The sequence below is a fragment of the Telluria sp. AZSoR62 genome, assembly GCF_058111565.1.
Window position 1 is genome coordinate 1 of the sequence record NZ_JBYTST010000033.1, and the last position, 1,094, is coordinate 1,094.

Annotated in this window: 1 protein-coding gene; it reads left to right on the plus strand. The window is 58.2% G+C overall.

The genetic code is table 11. From position 1 onward, the window contains the following. Positions 1–678, plus strand: a 678-nt coding sequence (locus AC3XQU_RS22675) for a DUF418 domain-containing protein (RefSeq protein ID WP_489876425.1), incomplete at its 5' end; no start/stop codon positions are given. Positions 679–1,094: the final 416 nt, after the last annotated feature.

The following is a 1,094-nucleotide window of genomic DNA, read 5'->3' on the forward strand; positions in this document are numbered from 1 at the left end:
ATGACATGTCGCCGGTTGAGTTTGAAAAGCAATATTTCCAGCGGCTCTCGAGTGTCTAGAAAAGCCGTGGCGATTCACAGCTTCCTAGTCCGGTATATGCGTGGCATCGCCATGGCCATATTCAGCACGCTCCACCATATCTTCCTGTTCGCCGGCGACTTCCTGTTCAGCTATGCGACCGCTGCCACGGCGCTGCTGATCGTGCAGTACGGCCGCTTCAAGTTGATCGTGCTGGCCATAACTGTTGAACGTCGGGGGTCGGCTTCATTCCCGGCATGGATTGGTTCTTGGGATCGCCGCTCATCTGGCCTTTTTCGGTCTCGCCACCTGGTGGTTGGACGGCGAGCAGCACATGACGCGCTTCGGCAAGCCGCTCGAGATCGCATTCGTACTGATGCTGCTAAGGACCATCACGTTGTCGGTCCGGCCACTTGGGCGGTGCCCAATACACTGCCACAGACTCGCTTCGACGAAGCCGCTGCGCAGCTGGCGAAAACGCGGCGCTGGCGAGAAAAAAGCATCCGGATAGAGGCGGCGGTGCTCGCCGCGGTGCAGATCGTGTTCAGCCATGTATGGCTGTCGCGCTTTCGATATGGCCCGATAGAATGGCTGTGGCGTGCGATCACCTACTGGCGGAGCCCGCCACTGCGCATCGACACCGCAGTCAATGAGAGCTAGGTCGAAGGAAGGCTCGCCCCCAGGCGCGTCCGAAAATAAAATAGGCTGATGCCAGCGCCGGGCGATGCCGTAGCGATGCGGCGTGGGCCGAGAAAGAAGGGCTGCACGTGCCGGGTCTGACAAGCAGGGGAAAGTACTTTCCCCTACTGTATTCGCGGCAAGCAATGAAAAGGGCCGCGCGCCTGGTCCCTCATTTAGTGTCCGCACCCTAGCGCGTGGGCCTTGCAAGGTGACTGGCGCTTTGCTATAGTTCGCCTCCGCTTCAGGGCGCACTATGGCGAACGCCGATGTGAAGACTGGAAAATGTTAACGTAATCAAAAGCTTACGAAGGCAGCGGGTGCAGAGAAATCTGCAACGAAGCAAAAATGAGGATTGACGAGCCAAGCGAAACACGGCATACTCTCTTTCCTGCTGC